We start from the raw sequence: 16,348 nt of genomic DNA, 5'->3' as shown, positions 1-16,348 counted from the left end.
GTCAGCCAAGAACGCGCGAGCTCAGACCTCGTCCCAAGCCGCCTGCCCACCCACGGGCGTCTCGAGCAGCTTGTCCACGTCCTCCATGGTCAGCTTCTTCCCAACCTTGGTGTCCCGCCCAAGCGCCGACTCGGCCACCTTGCGCTTCTCCGCCCCGAGCTCGACCATCTTCTGCTCGACGGTGTGCTCGACCACCAGGCGGTAGACCATCACCGGCTTGTCCTGGCCGATGCGGTGCGCCCGGTCCGTGGCCTGATCCTCGACGGCCGGGTTCCACCACGGATCGTAGTGGATGACCGTGTCGGCCTCGGTCAGCGTCAAGCCGGCGCCGCCGGCCTTGAGCGAGATCAGGAACACCGGCGGCCCGCTCTTTTGCTGGAAGCGCTGGACCAGCTCGTCGCGGTTGGTGCTCCCGCCGTGTAGCCACAGATACTCGATCTCGAGCTCGTCGAGGGTCTCGGTGATCAGCTTTTGCATCTCGACGAACTGCGAGAACACCAGCGCCTTGCGGCCAGAGCCCACGCACTCGGCGATCAGATCGCGGAAGGCCTCGAGCTTGGCCGACTTGGGCACCGCGCTGCCCTCGGGCAAGTTGAGCAGGCGCGGGTCCGTGCACACCTGGCGCAGGCGGGTGAGCGCCGCGAGGATCGTCATCTGCGACTTCTCGATGCCGACCTCGCCGATCCGCGAGTCGATCTCCGACTTGGCGGCCTTGAGGATCCGGTTGTAGAGCGCGAGCTGGCTGCGCCCGAACTGCACGAAGATCGTCTGCTCGGTCTTCGGCGGCAGCTCCGAGGCCACGTCCTCCTTGCGCCGGCGCATGATGAACGGCCGGATGCGCGCGCGCAGGGTCTCGAGCGCCTTCTCGTCGCCGTCCTCGATCGGCTTGACGTAGCCCTTTTGGAACTCGCTGAGCTTGCCCAAGAAGCCCGGGGCCAGGAAGTCGTAGATCGCCCACAGGTCGACGAGGTGGTTCTCGATCGGCGTACCCGAGAGCGCTAGGCGGTGCTCGGCCTTGAGCTTCTTGGTCGACTTGGCCGTGCTCGTGGTCCAGTTCTTGATGTACTGGGCCTCGTCGAGGATCACGTAGCGGAAGCGGATCTTGGCCAGGTCGTCGATGTCCCGGCGCAAGATCGCGTAGCTGGTCACGACCACGTCGGTCTTCTTGAGCAGGCGGGTGTTCTCGGCCCGGTCGACGCCGTGCCAGACCAGCACCGAGAGGCTCGGGGCCCACTTCTTGACCTCCTGGCGCCAGACCCCGAGCACCGAGGTCGGGCCGACGATCAGCGAGGGCCGCTCGCCGTCGACCTCCTTGGCCTTGGTCAGCAGCGCCAGGGCCTGGACGGTCTTACCGAGGCCCATGTCGTCGGCGAGGATGCCGGCCATCTGGTTCTCGTGCAGCTGCCACAGCCAGGCGTAGCCCGACTTTTGGTAGTCGCGGAGCTTGGCGGTGAGCGCCTTGGCCTTGCGCGGGGCCCGGGCCGAGCGCTCGCCCGTCATGTTGGCCATCAGCTTCTTGACGTCCTTGGCGACCTTGGCGTCGGGGACCTCCTGGAGCAGGCGCGCGAGGGTGCCGAGCTCGAGGGTGCTGACCTCGGCGTTGCCCTGCTTGTCGAACTGCATGGCCCCGGCGGCGTCGGCCACGGGCTCGAGGATCTTGGGGTCGAGCTTGGCCACGGAGCCGTCGGCGAGCTCGACCCAGCGCCGGCCCTCGTGCAGCCAGCGCAGCAGGTCGCGCATGGAGATCAGCTCGGTCTCGCCCTCGACGTCGACCAGGGCCTCGACGTCGAGCACCGAGCCGCCCTTGTTGCGCACCGAGATGCTCGGCTTGGGGGCCTTGGAGCGCAGCTTGGGCAGCGCGGGGATCTTCTTGTCCCAGGCCTCGGGGAGCAGCGGCAGGCCGGCGACGATGAACTCGATCGCCGTGTCGCCGAGGGCCACGAAGGCCTCGTCGGCGTCGCTCCAGCGCAGCTTGCCGTCGTAGAGCACCTGGCGGGCGCGGGCCTCGGCCTCGAGGTCGCGGTAAAAGGCGATGCTCTCGTCGCCGATGGTCGCGGCGTAGCGGGCCGACTCGGGCTCGTGGCCGGAGATCGCCAGGGTCACGTTGTCGTAGCGGGCCGCCAGGGTCAGGGCGATCTTGCTGGCCCCGCCCTCGATGGTGACCACGAAGTTGTCGACCTCGCGGGCGTCGCTGGCGAGCTCGAAGAGGTCGCGCTTGGGCACGCCGACGGACTGCAGGCTCTCGCTGAGCGCGTCCATGTCCTCGGCGGCCACGCTCGCGTCCATGATGATCCGCGGCTGCTTGGCCACGGCCTCGAGGGTCCACGGCGGGGTGTCCGGGACCAGGAAGATCTCGGCGGTCGGCGGCCACAAAAACCAAGTCGGCGCGCCGGCGATCACCCGGCCCTCGTCGACCTCGAAGGTGCGCTCGCTGGCCTTGTGCTCCAAGAAGGCGTGGAGCTCGACGCGGGACTTCTTGGACTCGGCCCTGATGCGCAAGACCAGCGGCTCGGTGACGAAGATCAGCTTGCCGATGCCCTTGATCGAGACCGAGGCCTCGCGGGCAAAGTAGAGCATCCCGGCCAGGGCCACGTCCTCGAGCATGGCGGCGCCGTCATCGGTCTCGTCGACGGCCTGATCGAGGTAGTGGTTGATCAGCTTGTCGACGGCCGCCATGCCTTTGCGCTTGCGCTTGGCGGCGGTCACCGCGGAGCCGGAGCCGAACACGCTGACCTGCCACAGGCCGTGGCGCTGCTGGATCTGGTAGCGGTTGCGCGACTTGGCGTCGACGCTGGTGACCCAGGGGTTTTGGGTCATCGTCAGGTCGCCGCCCGAGAGGTACTGCTGGCGCAGCTCGAGGGCGAGGGCGACCCCGTGGTGGCAGATCTTCTCCCAGCCGTCGGTGAAGGTCGGGCACGAGCAGTTGCACTCGAGCTTGATGCGCTTGCCCCCACCGGCGACCACGCGCTTGAGCGTGGTGCTGTGGGGGACGGCGTGGGTGCCCTTGACCTTGCCGCGCACGGCCTCGCCGTCGATCACGACGTCGGTCACGGCGCGGTTGTTGAACAGCTCCTGTCCGGCGGTCATCGCCTTGGGGCTGGCGACCCGGACGAGGGCCTCTGGTTCGAGCAAGGGCAGCAGATTGTCGAGCGTGCTCAATTGCCGGTCTCCGTCGAGCGGCCTGCTCTGCGCGCTCTGGGACCTACGACCGGCCGCACCCTCGTTTGGTACGCGAACCCCAGTCGGCCCCGAGTGCGCGCGAGCCGGAAAATCGGGAAGCGCGAACGCGGGCGCACGAAGTCGTCAGATACGAGATTCGTGCGAGCTGGACGGGGTCTATCACGGAGATCTCTCTCGGTCTATACGTGAATTCAACGCCGCGGGCGCCGCGGACCGGCTTCGCGGCCCACTTGCGGCGGTTGTGCCTCGACGACGGCTCGCCTTCGCGCGAAGGTTGGGGCGATGACGCGGCGCCGCGCTGCCACTGGATCCGACGAAGAGCCCCGCCCAGGAGGTCTCGAAGGCCTCAATCCCGACGATCCTGGCGTCCGCTTGCTCGCCCGCGCCGTGGCTCAGGAGGAGCCCGAGGGCCTGCTCTTGGTCCATTGTGGCGAGCTGCCGGGCCTGCGCCCTGGCGCCACGCGGCTAATCCTCGACGTGCGCGAGCGCACGGGTTCAGCGCATCGCTGTGTGCCAGACGTGGATCCGCTGCCCGACGAGCTGTCCACAGCCAGCTTCTCGGCCGCCCTCGTCTGGCCGCGGGCGCACCTGGGCAAGGACTTCTCCGCGGCCTGCCTGGCCCGCGGCGCGCTGAGCCTGCGCCCCGGCGGGCGGCTCTACTGTGCGGCGCGCAAGCAAAAAGGCGGCAAGAGCCTCGGCCGGACCATGAAGGCGCTGCTCGGTGAGGACGCCGTGCAGGTCGAGGCCCGCGAGCGCGGCTATCACCTGTGGGTCGGCGAGCGCGGCCCGGGCTTCGACGAGGCCCTCGCTCGCGAGCTCGTCGGGCGGCGCTACGAGCTCGAGGATCCGATCCTCCGCGAGCTGACCCTCGCGAGCCGACCGGGGGTGTTCTCCCGCCGCGAGCTGGACGCCGGGACCCGGGCGCTGCTGGGCGTGGCCGAGGCCGTGGCCGCGCAGTGGGAGGGCCTCGGCCTGAAGCCGCTGCGGGTCTTGGATCTGTGCGCCGGCGTCGGCCCGCTGGCGCTGTGGTCGGCCCAGCGCTGGCCGCAGGCGCGGGTGCTGGCCGTGGAGAGCAACCTGCGAGCGTGTGCGATGCTGCGGGAGAACGCCGCACGCAACGGCCTCGACGAGCGGGTCAGCGTGCTCGAGCACGACGCCATGCCAGCCGTCGACACCCTCGAGGGGGCGCTCCGGGGCTTCGCCGGGTCGGTCGATCTCGCCCTGCTCAACCCGCCGACCCACGCCGACCCCGAGACCCTGCGTCGGCTCTTCGACCTGCGCGCCTGGCTCGCTCCCAACGCGCCGATGCTGCTCGTGGTCAACCGCCCCGGTCGCAGCGCCGAGCTCTTGCAGGAGCTCGGCGCGAGTGTCGATGGTGGGGAGCGCGACGGTTATTTCATTCTCCGTGCGGTGTTCGGCCGGTGATCGGTCGATTTGTCAGTCGAGGCAAAGTTATACGCAGTGTCGTTTTGAAATGAACATGGGGTCACTTCGAATCGAAGTTGACTGTTCATAGCGAAGGGCTGGCCTGCGCTCGAGCGTGGGCCAGTCGTGGGGATAGGCATACGCAAACGAAAATGTGAACATTCAATGTGCGCACTTTGCGTATCCTCGCGTGGCTGCGTTCATGCGAGAGTCTTGGCCAAAATGCGATTATCAATGCAGATAGGGGGCCATCCAATGAGTCTGCACATATGCCAATCTCGAGGTGTGGTGGCCTCGATAAATCTGCCGTTCTCAGGGTGTGCTCATTTTTAAGCTCCGTAAAATAACGGCGCTCAGGGGCGTGCCCGCGCGGTGTTTGTAGAATAGAAGCAATTGAGTCATTGCCATGATTCAAAAGGTGACATAGGTTGAGGGCAAGCCCTGGAGTTTGACCTTTACCTGGTGGTGAGTCTCGTGCGCCTCATGACGGAGCACTGTACGAATTTTGGCAAGTTATCCGACCTCGGGTGCGCGTGGCGTTCCGAGGGGGAATTTGAACTTCATGCTGGCGGCGGCTTCCTGCGCAGCGAAACTGCGAAGCAGCTGACCGCCGGTGACGGCCTGGTGATCGAGCTGGAGGTGAGCGAGCGCGTATGCCTGAGCTTGGTCGCCTGTGTCCGCTGGATCAGGGTCGACGACCGCGTGGGCCCAGTCGGCGCCTGGGTCGACTTTCACGAGCCCGAGGGCGAAGACCAGGCGCGGATCTATGCGTGCTTGCGGGAGAACCGCGGGCGGGTCGGGCCGCTGCTGATCCGCGGCGTGATCGAGCGGCGCTGCTGTCTGCGTCGCTTGTCGAGCGCCCGAGAGTCACGTTGCATGCTTTATGTGGGGCTCAGCGGCCGGCTCGAGCCGGGCCTGGCCGAGCTCTTCGCTCGCGAGCTCGACGAGCATCTATGTGAGATGCGCGAGCGCAGCTCGAGCCTGGCGCTGTTCTTGGACGCCGGTGAGTTCCGGCCCTCGCCCGCGCCCAGCCTCGACCACGTGCGCCGCTGGCTGGAGATCCTCGCCGCGGCGGTGCCCTTGCTCGGGGTGCTCCACGGCGGCGGCTCGGTCGCGATGATGCAGCTCAGTCGGATCGTCCGCGAGGCTGGGGTGGCCGACTCGCTGATGCGCGTGGACGAGATCGACGCCGCGCGAGCGACCTGGACGATGCTCTGCGACGAACTCGCGCAGCTCAGCCCCGTGAGCTGAGCTGAGCTGAGCTGAGCTCGCTCGCATCCGCGCGGAGGCCTGGGGGGCGCTCCTCCCCCTCTCTTTTTCTCCCCTCTCTCTTTTCTCTCCCTCTTCTTCTCTCCGATCCCCTCGATCCCGAAAGGACCCATGGCCAAGACGCTCCTCCTCGTTGATGACAGCCGCACGGCGCTGATGCTCCAGCGCGCGATGCTGGCGGAGACCGGCTACGAGATCGACACCGCCGCCAACGGCCGCGCGGCCCTCGACCGCGCCCGCGAGCGCCGGCCCGACCTCGTGCTCATGGACGTGATGATGCCCGAGATGGACGGCTTTCAGGCCGTTCGAGCGATGCGCGCCGACGCCGAGCTCGCGAGCGTGCCGATCATCATGGTCACGACCCGCAGCGAGTCGGTCAACGTGGCCGAGGGCTTCGCGGCGGGCTGCACGGACTACCTGACCAAGCCCTTCAACGCCCGCGAGCTGCTCGACAAGATCCGTGAGCACCTCGATCGGTGCGAGGAGGCGGCGGGCTCGTGATCCCCATGGAACTCGAGGAGGACCTGCTCGCGGCGCTCGAGCGCACCCGCGAGGCCCTGGCGATGCTGGCCGCCGACAGCGAGCAGCGCTCGTTGCTGATGATCAGCCTGACCCGGGAGCTCGGCGAGCTCGAGACCAAGATCTCCGAGGCGGCGGCGGGGGGCGAGCCCCTGCGGCGCAGCCGGGCGCTGAGCCAGGCGAGCTTGGCCGAGCTGCTCTCGGCCCTCGACGAGGGCATCGGCGGGTGCGAGCGCGAGCGTCAGACCTTGATCACGCGCTTCGAGATCGCCGAGCGCAGCGTGGCCGCGCTCGGTTCGCGGATGATCAGCGTCGAGGAGCGGCGCGAGACCCTGCTCAACTTGTGGGTCGCGGGCTCGCAGCTGCAAGAGGCGGAGAGCCGCGAGCGCGTGCGCGCGGCGATCCTCGAGGTGATCATCAACTTGATCGGCTGCGAGGAGCTCGGGGTGTTCGAGCTGCGCGAGGACGGGGGCGAGCGCCGCCTCGAGCTGCGCGCGTCCATGGGCCTCGACGAGGTCAGGCGCGAGCCGATCTTGCTCGAGGCGGAGGCCGAGGACGCGGGCGAGGCCTGGCTGATCGCGCGGCTGACGAGCCCACGCCCGGTGCCCTTCTTGGCCTCGCAAAAGGGCGCGAGCGTCGGCGGGCCGCCGGCGGTCGGCCGCGGCGCGGGCATGAGCGCCTGCTTGCCCCTGGTCGTCGACGGCCGCCTCGAGGCCCTCGTGCTGACCTGGGGTCTGCTCGGCCACAAGCTGCGCGGGTTCACGGACCTCGACCGCGCGCTGCTGCGCCTGCTCGCCGCCCACGCGGGCTCGGCCCTGGTCGCCGCGCACACCCGCGGGCCCGCGCAGATCCCCGAGCTCATCGGCGTCGCCGAGCGCTGAGTCGCCGATGACCGCCACCACCATCGACGCCAGCCCTGGCGCTCAGGGCTGGCCGCTACCCACCCCCATGTCTGGAGAACCCCGATGACCATCGAGCTCGGCGAACAAATGGCTGAGATCCTGGCCGAGTTCACCCTCGAGAGCCGGGAGCACATCGACCAGCTCGAGGACGCGATGCTCTCGCTCGAGCGCGACCCCAGCGAGGAGGCGGCGATGGCCGCCGCGTTCCGGGCCCTGCACTCGATCAAGGGCAACGCCAGCCTGCTGGCCCTCGAGCCCTTCGAGGCGCTGACCCACGCGGGCGAGACCGTGCTCGGGCGTGTGCGCAGCGCTGAGCTCGACCTCGAGGGGCCGGTCGTCGACGCGCTGCTCGGGCTCGTGGATCTGCTGCGCCGCATGGTCGATCGCCTCGCGGCGCTCGAGCCCGGGGCGAGCTTCGAGGCCCCCGAGGTCGGGCCCGCGCTGCGCAGCCTCGCGCCCTGGCTGGGCGGCGGACAGCAGCCCGGCCAGGGCGGGCCCGAGCCCGGCCAGGAGCTGCTCGCGCTCGCCGAGCACGAGGGCGAGGGCGAGCTGGCGACCGCGGCGAGCAAGATCCGCGTCGACGTGGCGCTGCTCGATCGCCTGATGAACCTCGTGGGCGAGCTCGTCCTGGCGCGCAACCAGATCCTCCAGCACGCCAGCGAGGGCCAGCTCAGCGCCGTGCTGGCCACGGCGCAGCGCCTGGATCAGGTGACCATGGCGCTCCAGGACGCGGCCATGAAGACGCGCATGCAGCCCGTCGGCACGATCTGGACGCGCTTCCCACGGGTCGTCCGCGACCTCTGCCACGAGCTCGGCAAGCGCGCCCGGGTCGAGATCTTTGGCCGCGAGACCGAGCTCGACAAGCAGATCGTCGAGGCCCTGCACGACCCCCTGACCCACCTGCTGCGCAACGCCGTGGATCACGGGATCGAGACGCCCGAGCGCCGGGCGGCGGCCGGCAAGGGCCGCGAGGGCACGATCCGCATCCGGGGCTTTCACGAGGGCGGCCTGGTCAACCTCGAGATCAGCGACGACGGGGCCGGCGTCGACCCGGCAAAGATCCGCCGCCGGGCCGCGAAGCTCGGGTGGAGCGCGGAGGCCCTCGACGCCCTCGACGAGCGGGCGCTGCACGAGCTGCTCTTCGTCCCCGGGTTCAGCACGCGCAGCGAGGCCGGCAAGCTCTCCGGTCGCGGCGTGGGCCTCGACGTGGTCCGGACCAACATCGAGCGCCTCGGCGGGACCATCGAGCTGCACAGCCGCCTCGGGCGTGGGACCACGGTCCGGGTCAAGATCCCCCTGACCCTGGCGATCGTCCCGGCGCTGATCGTGACCTGCGCCGGACAGCGCTTTGCGATCCCCCAGGTCAACCTGATCGAGATCGTGCGCGTGCCGGCGGCGGCTCGCCGCGAGCGCTTCGCGACGATCCACGGGGCGGCGGTCCTGCGCCTGCGCGGGCACCTGCTGCCGATGACCGCCCTCGCCCGGGCCCTGGCCCTCGGCGAGGGCCGCGGCGGGCCGAGCGAGGCCGAGCTCACGGGTGAGGGCGCCAGCGAGGGCGAGCCGCGAGACGCGACGGTGGTCGTGCTCCAGGCCGACGAGCAGCGCTACGGCCTGCTCGTCGAGGCCGTCCACGACACCGAGGAGATCGTCGTCAAGCCGCTGTGGTCGGTGCTCGACGAGCTCGGCTGCTACGCGGGCGCGACGGTGCTCGGAGACGGCGCGGTCGCGCTGATCCTCGACAGCGTCGGCCTGGCCGCGCGCGCGGGCCTGCTCGACGAGGTCCTCGCGGGGGAGCAGGAGCAGGCCCAGCGCGAGCTCGTCGAGGAGCCGGCGCGGCGGCGCGGGAACGCCACGGCCGGCCCGCAGCGTCAGTACCTGCTGTGTCGCAGCGCCGGCGCCGAGCGCCTGGCGATCCCCCTGGCCGAGGTCTCGCGCCTCGAGGAGATCCACGCCTCGAGGGTCGAGCGCATGGGCCCTCAGGAGGTCATCCAGCACAACGAGGAGATCGTGCCCCTGGTCCGGCTCTCGCGGCTGCTCGGAGGAGAGCTCGGCGCGGGGGCGCGCGCCGAGGCGCCTGGGGAGATCGGGGGCGAGCTCGATCGCCTGCAGCTGGTGATCCACCGCGTCGACGGCCGGCCCGCGGGGATCATCGTCGACGAGCTCCTCGACATCATCGAGAGCGGGGCGCCGGTCCAGCGCCCCGCGGCTCGCCCGGGGGTGCTCGGCTCGCTGGTGATTGACGGCCAGGTCACGGAGCTGCTCGACGTCGAGGGCGCGCTGCGCCTGGGGACCTCGAGCTTCTCGAAGGAGCACACACGATGATGACGAACACGCGGCGTCAGGTCTGCACCTGTTGGATGGCCGGGCAGCACCTCGGCCTGGAGATCGAGCACGTCCAGGAGGTCCTGCGCGTGCGCGCCATGACCCCGGTGCCGCTGGCTCCGCCGGCGGTCTGCGGGCTGATCAATCTGCGCGGCGAGATCGTCCCGGCCCTGGATCTGCGGGTCTGCTTCGGCCTCGCCAAGCGGCCCTTGGCCTGCGCGGAGATCGGCGCGGGCTCGGCTGTGCCCGGGGACGAGGACGCGGCCGAGAGCGAGGCGCACAACCTGGTCTTGCGGACCAGCGAGGGCCCGATCAGCCTGGTCGTCGACGAGATCGGCGACGTGCTCGAGCTCGACGAGCTCAGCTGCCAGCCGCCGCCGCCGAGCCTGCGCGGCCGGGCGCGGGCGCTGATCCGCGGCGTCCACGAGCTCGACGAGGGCCTGCTGCTCCTGCTCGACGCCGCGGCTCTGCTGGCGAGCGCGCGCGGAGAGGTCCAGGCCGCGGAGGAGCGCACGCCGTGAAAGGTGGCTCGCTTGCGCTGCTCGTCGAGGACAACCGGACGACCCGCCGGGTGGTCCGCAGCATGCTCGAGGAGCTCGGCTTCGTGGTCGCCGAGGTCGCGAGCGCCGGCGAGGCCCGGCGCTTCGTGGCCGGGAGCTCGAAGCTGCCGCGGGTGGCCTTCGTCGACTGGGGCCTGCCCGACGCCGAGGGCGTCGACCTGATCCGCGAGTGGCGAGCCCAGCCTCGCATGCACCGCTGCGCCCTGGTCATGTTGACGATCCGCGCGCAGATCGAGGCGATCAACGAGGCCCTCGAGGCCGGGGCCGACGAATTCGTGATGAAGCCCTGCACCGTCGAGGGTCTGGCGGCCAAGCTCGAGCTGCTCGACTTCCCCGAGCTCGATCGCTGCGAGGTCGGGCCCGTGGGCGCGGGGGACCTGCCTCCGCGGCGGCTGCTGATCGTCGACGACTCGGCCATCGCCCGGCGGATGATCGAGCTCGCCTTGCGTGGGCGCGAAGACGTCGAGCTCGTCGGCGCCGTGGCCAACGGTCGCGTAGCCCTCGAGCGGGTGCTCGCGGAGCAGCTCGAGCTGCTGATCCTCGACCTCGAGATGCCTCAGATGGACGGGATCGAGCTGCTCCGCGAGCTGCGCGAGGTCTCGCCGAACACAGAGGTGATCGTGTTCAGCAGCCACAGCCAGCGCGGCGCCGAGCAGACCGTGGAGGCCCTGCGCCTCGGGGCCCGGGACTACCTGCTCAAGCCCGAGCGCATGGACAGCATCGAGCAGAGCCTCGACTACGTGCGCGAGCAGCTCGGCCGGCGGATCGAGGCCCTGGGGGAGCGAGCCATGCCCGCCCTCGCCGCGCCGCCCCCCGTGGCCTCGGCGCCCGCCTTTCAGTTCACGCCGGCGCCCGGCGAGTGGGTCGAGCCCGAGGTCTTGCTGATCGCCGCGTCGACGGGCGGCCCGATGGTGCTCACGCAGCTGCTCACCGCCTTGCCAGGGCCGCTCGCCGTGCCCGTGGTCGTGGTCCAGCACCTGCCCGAGGACTTCATCCCGCTCTTCGCCGAGCAGCTCGCCGAGGCCTCGGGGCTGCACGTCAAGGTCGCCGAGCCCGGGGAGATCGCGACCGCGGGCGGGGTCTGGCTGGCCCCGGGCACCGCCCACCTGCGCCTGCGCCGTGACGAGCGCGGGCTGCTGTGCTTCGAGCACAGCCGCGGGCCGCGGATCCACGGCTGCCGACCTGCGGCCGACGTGCTCTTCTCTTCGGCGGCGCGCAGCGTGGGCGACCGCGCCGTGGCCGTGGTGCTCACCGGCATGGGCACCGACGGCTGCGAGGGCGCGCGCGAGCTGGTCGCCGCGGGCGGCCGGGTGTTCGCGCAGGATCGAGACAGCAGCGTGGTCTGGGGCATGCCCGGCGCCGTGACCCGGGCCGGCCTCGTCGAGCGCGAGCTCGAGGCCGACGAGCTCCCGGACGCCTTGGTCGCGCTCGTGGGCGAGCTCGGTGCGCAGGAGGGTCGACAGTGATGGGCACGGCCCCGCGCCCGAGCGCGGCCTTGGGCGCCGAGCAGCTCGACTTGCTGGCGGTCATGGTCGCCGAGCACACGGGCGTGCAGCTCTCGGTCGGTGAGGTCGGGATGGTCGAGGCGCGGCTGCTCGAATTCATGCGCGAGCGCGGGCTGAGCCTCGAGCAGGTCCTGGTCGAGGCCGCCTGCAACCGCAGGGGCGCGCTCGCCCGCGAGCTCGCCGAGCGCTTGACCAACGCGGAGACCAGCTTCTTTCGCGACCCGCTGCTCTTCGACGAGCTGCGCACCTGGGTGCTGCCCGAGCTGCTCGACGCGGCCCGGGGGCGGGAGCCCGTGGTTTTTTGGTGTGCGGCCTGCTCCACCGGGCAGGAGCCCTACAGCCTGGCGATGTTGCTCGCGACCTGGTTCCCCGAGGCCCTGGCCGCGGGCCGGGTGCGGCTGATCGCCACCGACGTCTCGCGCCGCAACCTCGAGCGCGTGCGCGCCGGCTGCTACACCCGCGGCGAGATCAACCGCGGGCTGCCGGCGGCCATGCTCGTGCGCTGGTTCGAGGACGAGGGCGGCTGCTGGCGGATCCACCCGCGGCTGCGCGAGCTCGTCGAGCTGCGCCACCTGAGCCTCATCGATCCCTGGCCCGCGCTGCCGAGCGTCGACCTGCTCTTGCTGCGCAACGTGCTGCTCTACTGGCCCATGGACCGCCGCGAGCTCGCGCTCGCCCGCGCGGCCAGGCAGCTCGCCCCGGACGGCCTGATGGCCGTGGGCGGGGCCGAGATTCTCCCGATCAAGTCCGCCTTCGAGGCGGTCCAACGCAAACGCTGGCGCTTCTACCGACCTACTTCGACCGCTACGCCTCTCTAAGGAGTGAACATGTCCGAGCAACCCGCGACCTCCGCTGTCCTCGAGCGCCCGGCTTTCGCCGCGGCCATGCTCGATTCCCTCGCCCACGCCGTGATCCTGCTCGATCCCGGCCTGAGTATCCGCTACCTCAACACCGCGGCCCTGCGCGCCCTCGAGGCCCTCGGCCCCGCGCTGCCCTGGACCGCCGGGGACTCCGTCGGCAAGTCCTTCGCGCTGCTCTGCGACGCCGCCGAGCTCCGTGATCGCGGCCGGCTGCCGTGGACCACCGAGCTCAGCCTCGGCGACGCCAAGATCCGCGTCGAGGCCACGGCGCTCTACGTCGGCGGCGACTACCACGGCCCGCTGCTCCAGTGGACGGCCCTCGACGGCTGCGAGGCGACGCGCTTCGGCCCGGTCGCGATGGCCGAGTTCGAGGGCTTGCGCACCTTCTCCCTGCGCCTCGAGCTCGGCCGCGAGCGGCAGATCACCGAGGTCAGCGAGGGGCTGGCGGAGCTGCTCGGCTTTGACCGCGAGGAGCTGCTCGGGAAGCGCTACGATCAGTTCGTGGCCGCCCCGGAGCGGTCGACGAGCGAGTACCGCGAGCTGTGGGAGGCCCTGCGCGCCGGGAAGATCCACGGCGGCGACTTCTTGCATCGCGGCCGCGGTGGCCGAGAGATCTGGCTGACCAGCCAGTACATGCCCCTCGGCAGCGAGGCCGACCCCGCCGGGCGTGTGGTGATCTACACCGGCGACATCACCGAGCCCAAGGTCCGCGCCGCGGACTTCGAGGCCCAGCTCGAGGCGATCTCCCGGGCCATGGGCAAGATGCACGTCGCCCTCGACGGCACCGTGACCGTCGCCAACGACAACATGTGCGCGCTGCTCGGCTACCCGAACGGGAGGATCGAGGGCATGAACCACACCGAGCTCGTCGGCGAGGTCGAGGCCCAGAGCACCGAGTACCGCGAGCGCTGGACCCAGCTGCTCGGCGGCGGGTTCATGGCCGGCGAGTTCCCCTACCTGCTCGCCAACGGCGAGACGATCTGGCTCAACGCCAGCTACAACTCGATCCTCGGCCTCGACGGGCGGCCCAAGGAGATCGTCGTCTACGCCGTCGACGCGACCGAGCGCCGGCGCCAGGCCGAGGAGATCGTCCGCCTCGGCGACCAGGCCCGGCGCGACGCCGACGAGCTCGTGCGCCGCGTCGACGCCATGCTCGCGGTCGTCAACGCCGCCGCCGAGGGCGACCTCAGCGGGGAGATCGAGATCGAGGCGCAGTACGAGGGCAGCGAGGACGCGCTGACCACGATGGCCCGCGGCCTCGCGCGCCTGCTCGCGGATCTACGCGACAGCATCGGCGCGATCGCCCGCAACGCCAACCTCGTCGGCGCCGCCTCGAGCCAGCTCTCGAGCCTCAGCGAACGCATGACCACCAACGCCGAGGACACCTCGGCCGGGGTCGTGGCGGTCGGCGAGGCCGCGGCCGACGTCGGCAGCAACATGTCGACGGTCGCCGCCGGCATCGAGGAGCTCGGGGCGAGCATGCGCGACATCGCCAAGAACACCATCGAGGCCGCGAAGATCGCCACCCGCGGCGTCGACGTGGCGCGGACGACCAACGACACCGTGCACGAGCTCGGGGTCGCCGGCGCCGAGATCGGCAAGATCGTCAAGCTGATCACCTCGATCGCCCAGCAGACCAACCTGCTGGCCCTCAACGCGACCATCGAGGCCGCGCGCGCCGGCGAGGCCGGGCGCGGCTTCGCGGTGGTCGCCAACGAGGTCAAGGAGCTCGCGCGCGAGACCAGCACCGCGACCGACGAGATCAGCGAGCGGATCACCGCGATCCAAAAGAGCACCGACAGCACGATCACCGCGATCGGCGACATCGGCGGGATCATCAAGCAGATCAACGAGATCCAAAGTGCGATCGCGGCGGCCGTGGAGCAGCAGAGCGCCACGACCAGCGAGATCAGCCGCAACGTCAGCGTGGCGGCCAAGCGCTCCAACGAGATCGCAACGACGATCGTCGCCGTGGCCGAGACCGCCGAGGGGGCCTCGAGCGTGGCCGGGGACGTGCAGGACGCCGCCGGACAGCTGCGCGAGATGGCCGAGACCCTCCAGGCCAGGGTCGGTCGCTTCCGCGGGGCCTGAGCTCGGCCCGGCTCGTCTCGTCCCAGGCACGAACACAAAAACGAACGCTCGCGCGAGTCGGCCCTTCGTTGGGCGCTCGCGCGAGCGTCTTTGTCTGGCGGGGTGTCAGGCGCTGGGGGCGTCGGCCTGCGCCCCGCTCAGTACATGATCCCTGCGCGGCGGTAGAGCGCCGCGAGCAGCCACATCGGGCCGATCAGCAGGAACTGGAGGTCCTCGAAGAAGGAGGGCTTCTTGCCTTCGATCTTGTGGCCGATGAACTGCACGATCCAGGCGACCACGAAGATCGTCAGCGAGCTGGCCCAAAGCGGCGTCGAGAGCCCGGCCATGAAATTGACGATGGTCAGCACGATCATGCCGAAGGCCGCCATGCCGATGGCCAGGGGGATCGAGAGCATCGCGTAGTAGAACACCGCGAAGGCCAAGAAGGCCGTCGCCCAGCTGAGCCACACGCCCTCGAAGGGCCCGGGGATCGCCGCGAGCAGCCCGAGCAAGCTGACGATGATCGAGGGGATGCAGATCCAATGGATCGTTTTATTGGTCGGGTTTTGATGGCTCTCCCCGTACGCATCCAGCCACTGTTGTGTGCTTCGCATGTCTGCCTCGTGTATCCGTCGAAGAGGGCCGGGACCAAGTAAACACCCGAAACCTCGACTCGAACCGGATTTTAGTCGAGGTCCCGGCGCCCGGGTCAAGCAAGAAGCGCCCGCGCGGGCGGGAAGACGGCCAAGGGCACTCAGTGCGGGCGGCGCGCGACGATCCACACGTAGGCAGGATCGTCCGGATTTGTCCCAAAAGGCCCCTCTGGCAGGGGGTGGGCCTCGATCGCCGCGAGGTCGAAGCCCGCGTGGCGCAGCAGCGAGCAGGTCTCGCTGACCGTGGTGATGCGCAGGTGATCGTGCTGCTCGAAGTACTGCCCGCCGACCGCGGCCCAGCGCCGCTCGTGCACGCGGCCCTCGACGGAGATGATCGTGGCCTGGCGACCGAGCTCGAGCGCGCGGCCGTCGGGCAGGCTCTCGTGGCGCACGCGCTTGCGGCCGAACACCGGCCACATCGCCAGCAGGTTGCGGTGATCGAGGATCAGCAGGCCGCCGGGGCGCAGGGCCTTGCGGAGCCGTCGCAGGGCCTCGAGCTGGGCGGGCTCTTCGGGGAGCAGGGCGAGGCGACCACGCAGCAGCAGGCAGGCGTCGAATTCGGCCTCGGCGAGGACGGTGCGGGCGTCGCCGTGGTGGACCCGCGTCGACAGCCCGCAGGCCTGGACGTGGTGGCGACAGGCGATCACCGCCTCGCGCTGGATGTCGAGGCCGCGCACCCAGTAGCCGCGGCGCAGCAGGGGGATCAGCGTGGTCCCCAGGCCGCAGCCGACCTCGAGCAGCTCTCGAACCTGGCGCTGCGCGTGTGCCTCGAAGCTGCGCTCGAGGATCCTCAGCTCGCTGGCCAGGGGCTCGCGCGCCTCGAGGGCCTGCAAGCTCGCGCGCCCGCCGGCGAGTTCGAACTCGAGCTCGCCGATGGCGTGGCCGGCCGCGAAGTCGCGCTCGCGGGAGTCGGAGACCACTCGGGTGGACACGGCGCGAGAATAACGCGCCAGGGCTCATGCATATGATCTGCATGAGTGCATGTCGAAAAACCCTGCATGTTGGCCGAACCCGGGGGAATTGCCGCTCGCGCCCGCCCAAGGCGAGTTTTCCCACGAGCGGCCCCTTGGATTTCATGCACAT

General features: G+C 70.4%; 12 protein-coding genes. 9 read left to right on the top strand and 3 right to left on the bottom strand.

The genetic code is table 11. The features are described 5' to 3' along the window. Nucleotides 1-21: 21 nt before the first annotated feature. Nucleotides 22-3,159 (bottom strand): DEAD/DEAH box helicase, encoded by a 3,138-nt coding sequence (locus G6O69_RS08470; RefSeq protein WP_172303016.1) that lies wholly within the window; start codon nucleotides 3,157-3,159, stop codon nucleotides 22-24. A gap of 303 nt (nucleotides 3,160-3,462) precedes the next feature. Between G6O69_RS08470 and G6O69_RS08465 the strand changes: the two genes are divergently transcribed. The 9 genes from G6O69_RS08465 to G6O69_RS08425 all read left to right on the top strand — a co-directional run bounded on the left by G6O69_RS08465 (nucleotide 3,463) and on the right by G6O69_RS08425 (nucleotide 14,633). Then, on the top strand, nucleotides 3,463-4,605 hold the full coding sequence (locus G6O69_RS08465; protein ID WP_176396720.1) for a methyltransferase: 1,143 nt from the start codon (nucleotides 3,463-3,465) through the stop codon (nucleotides 4,603-4,605). Between the two features lie 483 nt (nucleotides 4,606-5,088). Then, the gene (locus tag G6O69_RS08460) at nucleotides 5,089-5,856 is read left to right on the top strand and encodes a hypothetical protein (protein WP_172303014.1); all 768 of its coding nucleotides are present in this window, start codon (nucleotides 5,089-5,091) and stop codon (nucleotides 5,854-5,856) included. A gap of 129 nt (nucleotides 5,857-5,985) precedes the next feature. Then, nucleotides 5,986-6,375, top strand: coding sequence for a response regulator (locus G6O69_RS08455; RefSeq protein WP_172303013.1), 390 nt, complete (start codon nucleotides 5,986-5,988; stop codon nucleotides 6,373-6,375). Beyond that, a complete protein-coding gene (locus G6O69_RS08450; RefSeq protein ID WP_176396719.1) occupies nucleotides 6,351-7,274 on the top strand; it encodes a GAF domain-containing protein in 924 nt (307 codons plus the stop codon). The genes G6O69_RS08455 and G6O69_RS08450 overlap by 25 nt, the downstream gene beginning before the upstream one ends. Nucleotides 7,275-7,358: 84 nt before the next feature. Further along, nucleotides 7,359-9,617 carry a chemotaxis protein CheW gene (locus G6O69_RS08445; protein ID WP_172303011.1) on the top strand — a complete coding sequence of 753 codons (2,259 nt, stop codon included), beginning with the start codon at nucleotides 7,359-7,361 and terminating at the stop codon, nucleotides 9,615-9,617. Continuing rightward, nucleotides 9,614-10,138 carry a chemotaxis protein CheW gene (locus G6O69_RS08440; RefSeq protein WP_217909797.1) on the top strand — a complete coding sequence of 175 codons (525 nt, stop codon included), beginning with the start codon at nucleotides 9,614-9,616 and terminating at the stop codon, nucleotides 10,136-10,138. Before G6O69_RS08445 ends, G6O69_RS08440 begins: the two co-directional genes overlap by 4 nt. After that, nucleotides 10,135-11,643 (top strand): chemotaxis-specific protein-glutamate methyltransferase CheB, encoded by a 1,509-nt coding sequence (gene cheB / locus G6O69_RS08435; protein ID WP_172303010.1) that lies wholly within the window; start codon nucleotides 10,135-10,137, stop codon nucleotides 11,641-11,643. Before G6O69_RS08440 ends, cheB begins: the two co-directional genes overlap by 4 nt. Continuing rightward, entirely contained in the window at nucleotides 11,643-12,500 is an 858-nt protein-coding gene (locus tag G6O69_RS08430) for a CheR family methyltransferase (RefSeq protein WP_172303009.1), read from the top strand. Before cheB ends, G6O69_RS08430 begins: the two co-directional genes overlap by 1 nt. Before the next feature lie 9 nt (nucleotides 12,501-12,509). Continuing rightward, nucleotides 12,510-14,633: a methyl-accepting chemotaxis protein gene (locus tag G6O69_RS08425; RefSeq protein ID WP_172303008.1), complete on the top strand. Its 2,124-nt coding sequence runs from the start codon at nucleotides 12,510-12,512 to the stop codon at nucleotides 14,631-14,633. Nucleotides 14,634-14,770: 137 nt separating this feature from the next. On the opposite strand, the gene G6O69_RS08420 is transcribed toward G6O69_RS08425, so the two are convergent. Both G6O69_RS08420 and G6O69_RS08415 read right to left on the bottom strand, forming a co-directional pair. Next, nucleotides 14,771-15,226, bottom strand: a complete 456-nt coding sequence (locus tag G6O69_RS08420) for an Mpo1-like protein (RefSeq protein WP_172303007.1) — start codon at nucleotides 15,224-15,226, stop codon at nucleotides 14,771-14,773. A 140-nt stretch (nucleotides 15,227-15,366) separates the two neighbouring features. Beyond that, nucleotides 15,367-16,197, bottom strand: coding sequence for a class I SAM-dependent methyltransferase (locus G6O69_RS08415; RefSeq protein ID WP_172303006.1), 831 nt, complete (start codon nucleotides 16,195-16,197; stop codon nucleotides 15,367-15,369). Nucleotides 16,198-16,348: the final 151 nt, after the last annotated feature.

The organism is Pseudenhygromyxa sp. WMMC2535, assembly GCF_011083025.2.
The sequence above is the reverse complement of the archived record's forward strand: the minus strand, read 5'-3'. Positions and strand labels throughout refer to the sequence as shown.

Bases quoted from the DNA above. Each gene is read 5' to 3' on its own strand.
- G6O69_RS08465 (WP_176396720.1), top strand. From the start codon at position 3,463: ATGACGCGGCGCCGCGCTGCCACTGGATCCGACGAAGAGCCCCGCCCA.
- G6O69_RS08425 (WP_172303008.1), top strand. From the start codon at position 12,510: ATGTCCGAGCAACCCGCGACCTCCGCTGTCCTCGAGCGCCCGGCTTTC.
- G6O69_RS08455 (WP_172303013.1), top strand. From the start codon at position 5,986: ATGGCCAAGACGCTCCTCCTCGTTGATGACAGCCGCACGGCGCTGATG.
- G6O69_RS08460 (WP_172303014.1), top strand. From the start codon at position 5,089: ATGACGGAGCACTGTACGAATTTTGGCAAGTTATCCGACCTCGGGTGC.
- G6O69_RS08445 (WP_172303011.1), top strand. From the start codon at position 7,359: ATGACCATCGAGCTCGGCGAACAAATGGCTGAGATCCTGGCCGAGTTC.
- G6O69_RS08420 (WP_172303007.1), bottom strand. From the start codon at position 15,226: ATGCGAAGCACACAACAGTGGCTGGATGCGTACGGGGAGAGCCATCAA.
- G6O69_RS08440 (WP_217909797.1), top strand. From the start codon at position 9,614: ATGATGACGAACACGCGGCGTCAGGTCTGCACCTGTTGGATGGCCGGG.
- G6O69_RS08430 (WP_172303009.1), top strand. From the start codon at position 11,643: ATGGGCACGGCCCCGCGCCCGAGCGCGGCCTTGGGCGCCGAGCAGCTC.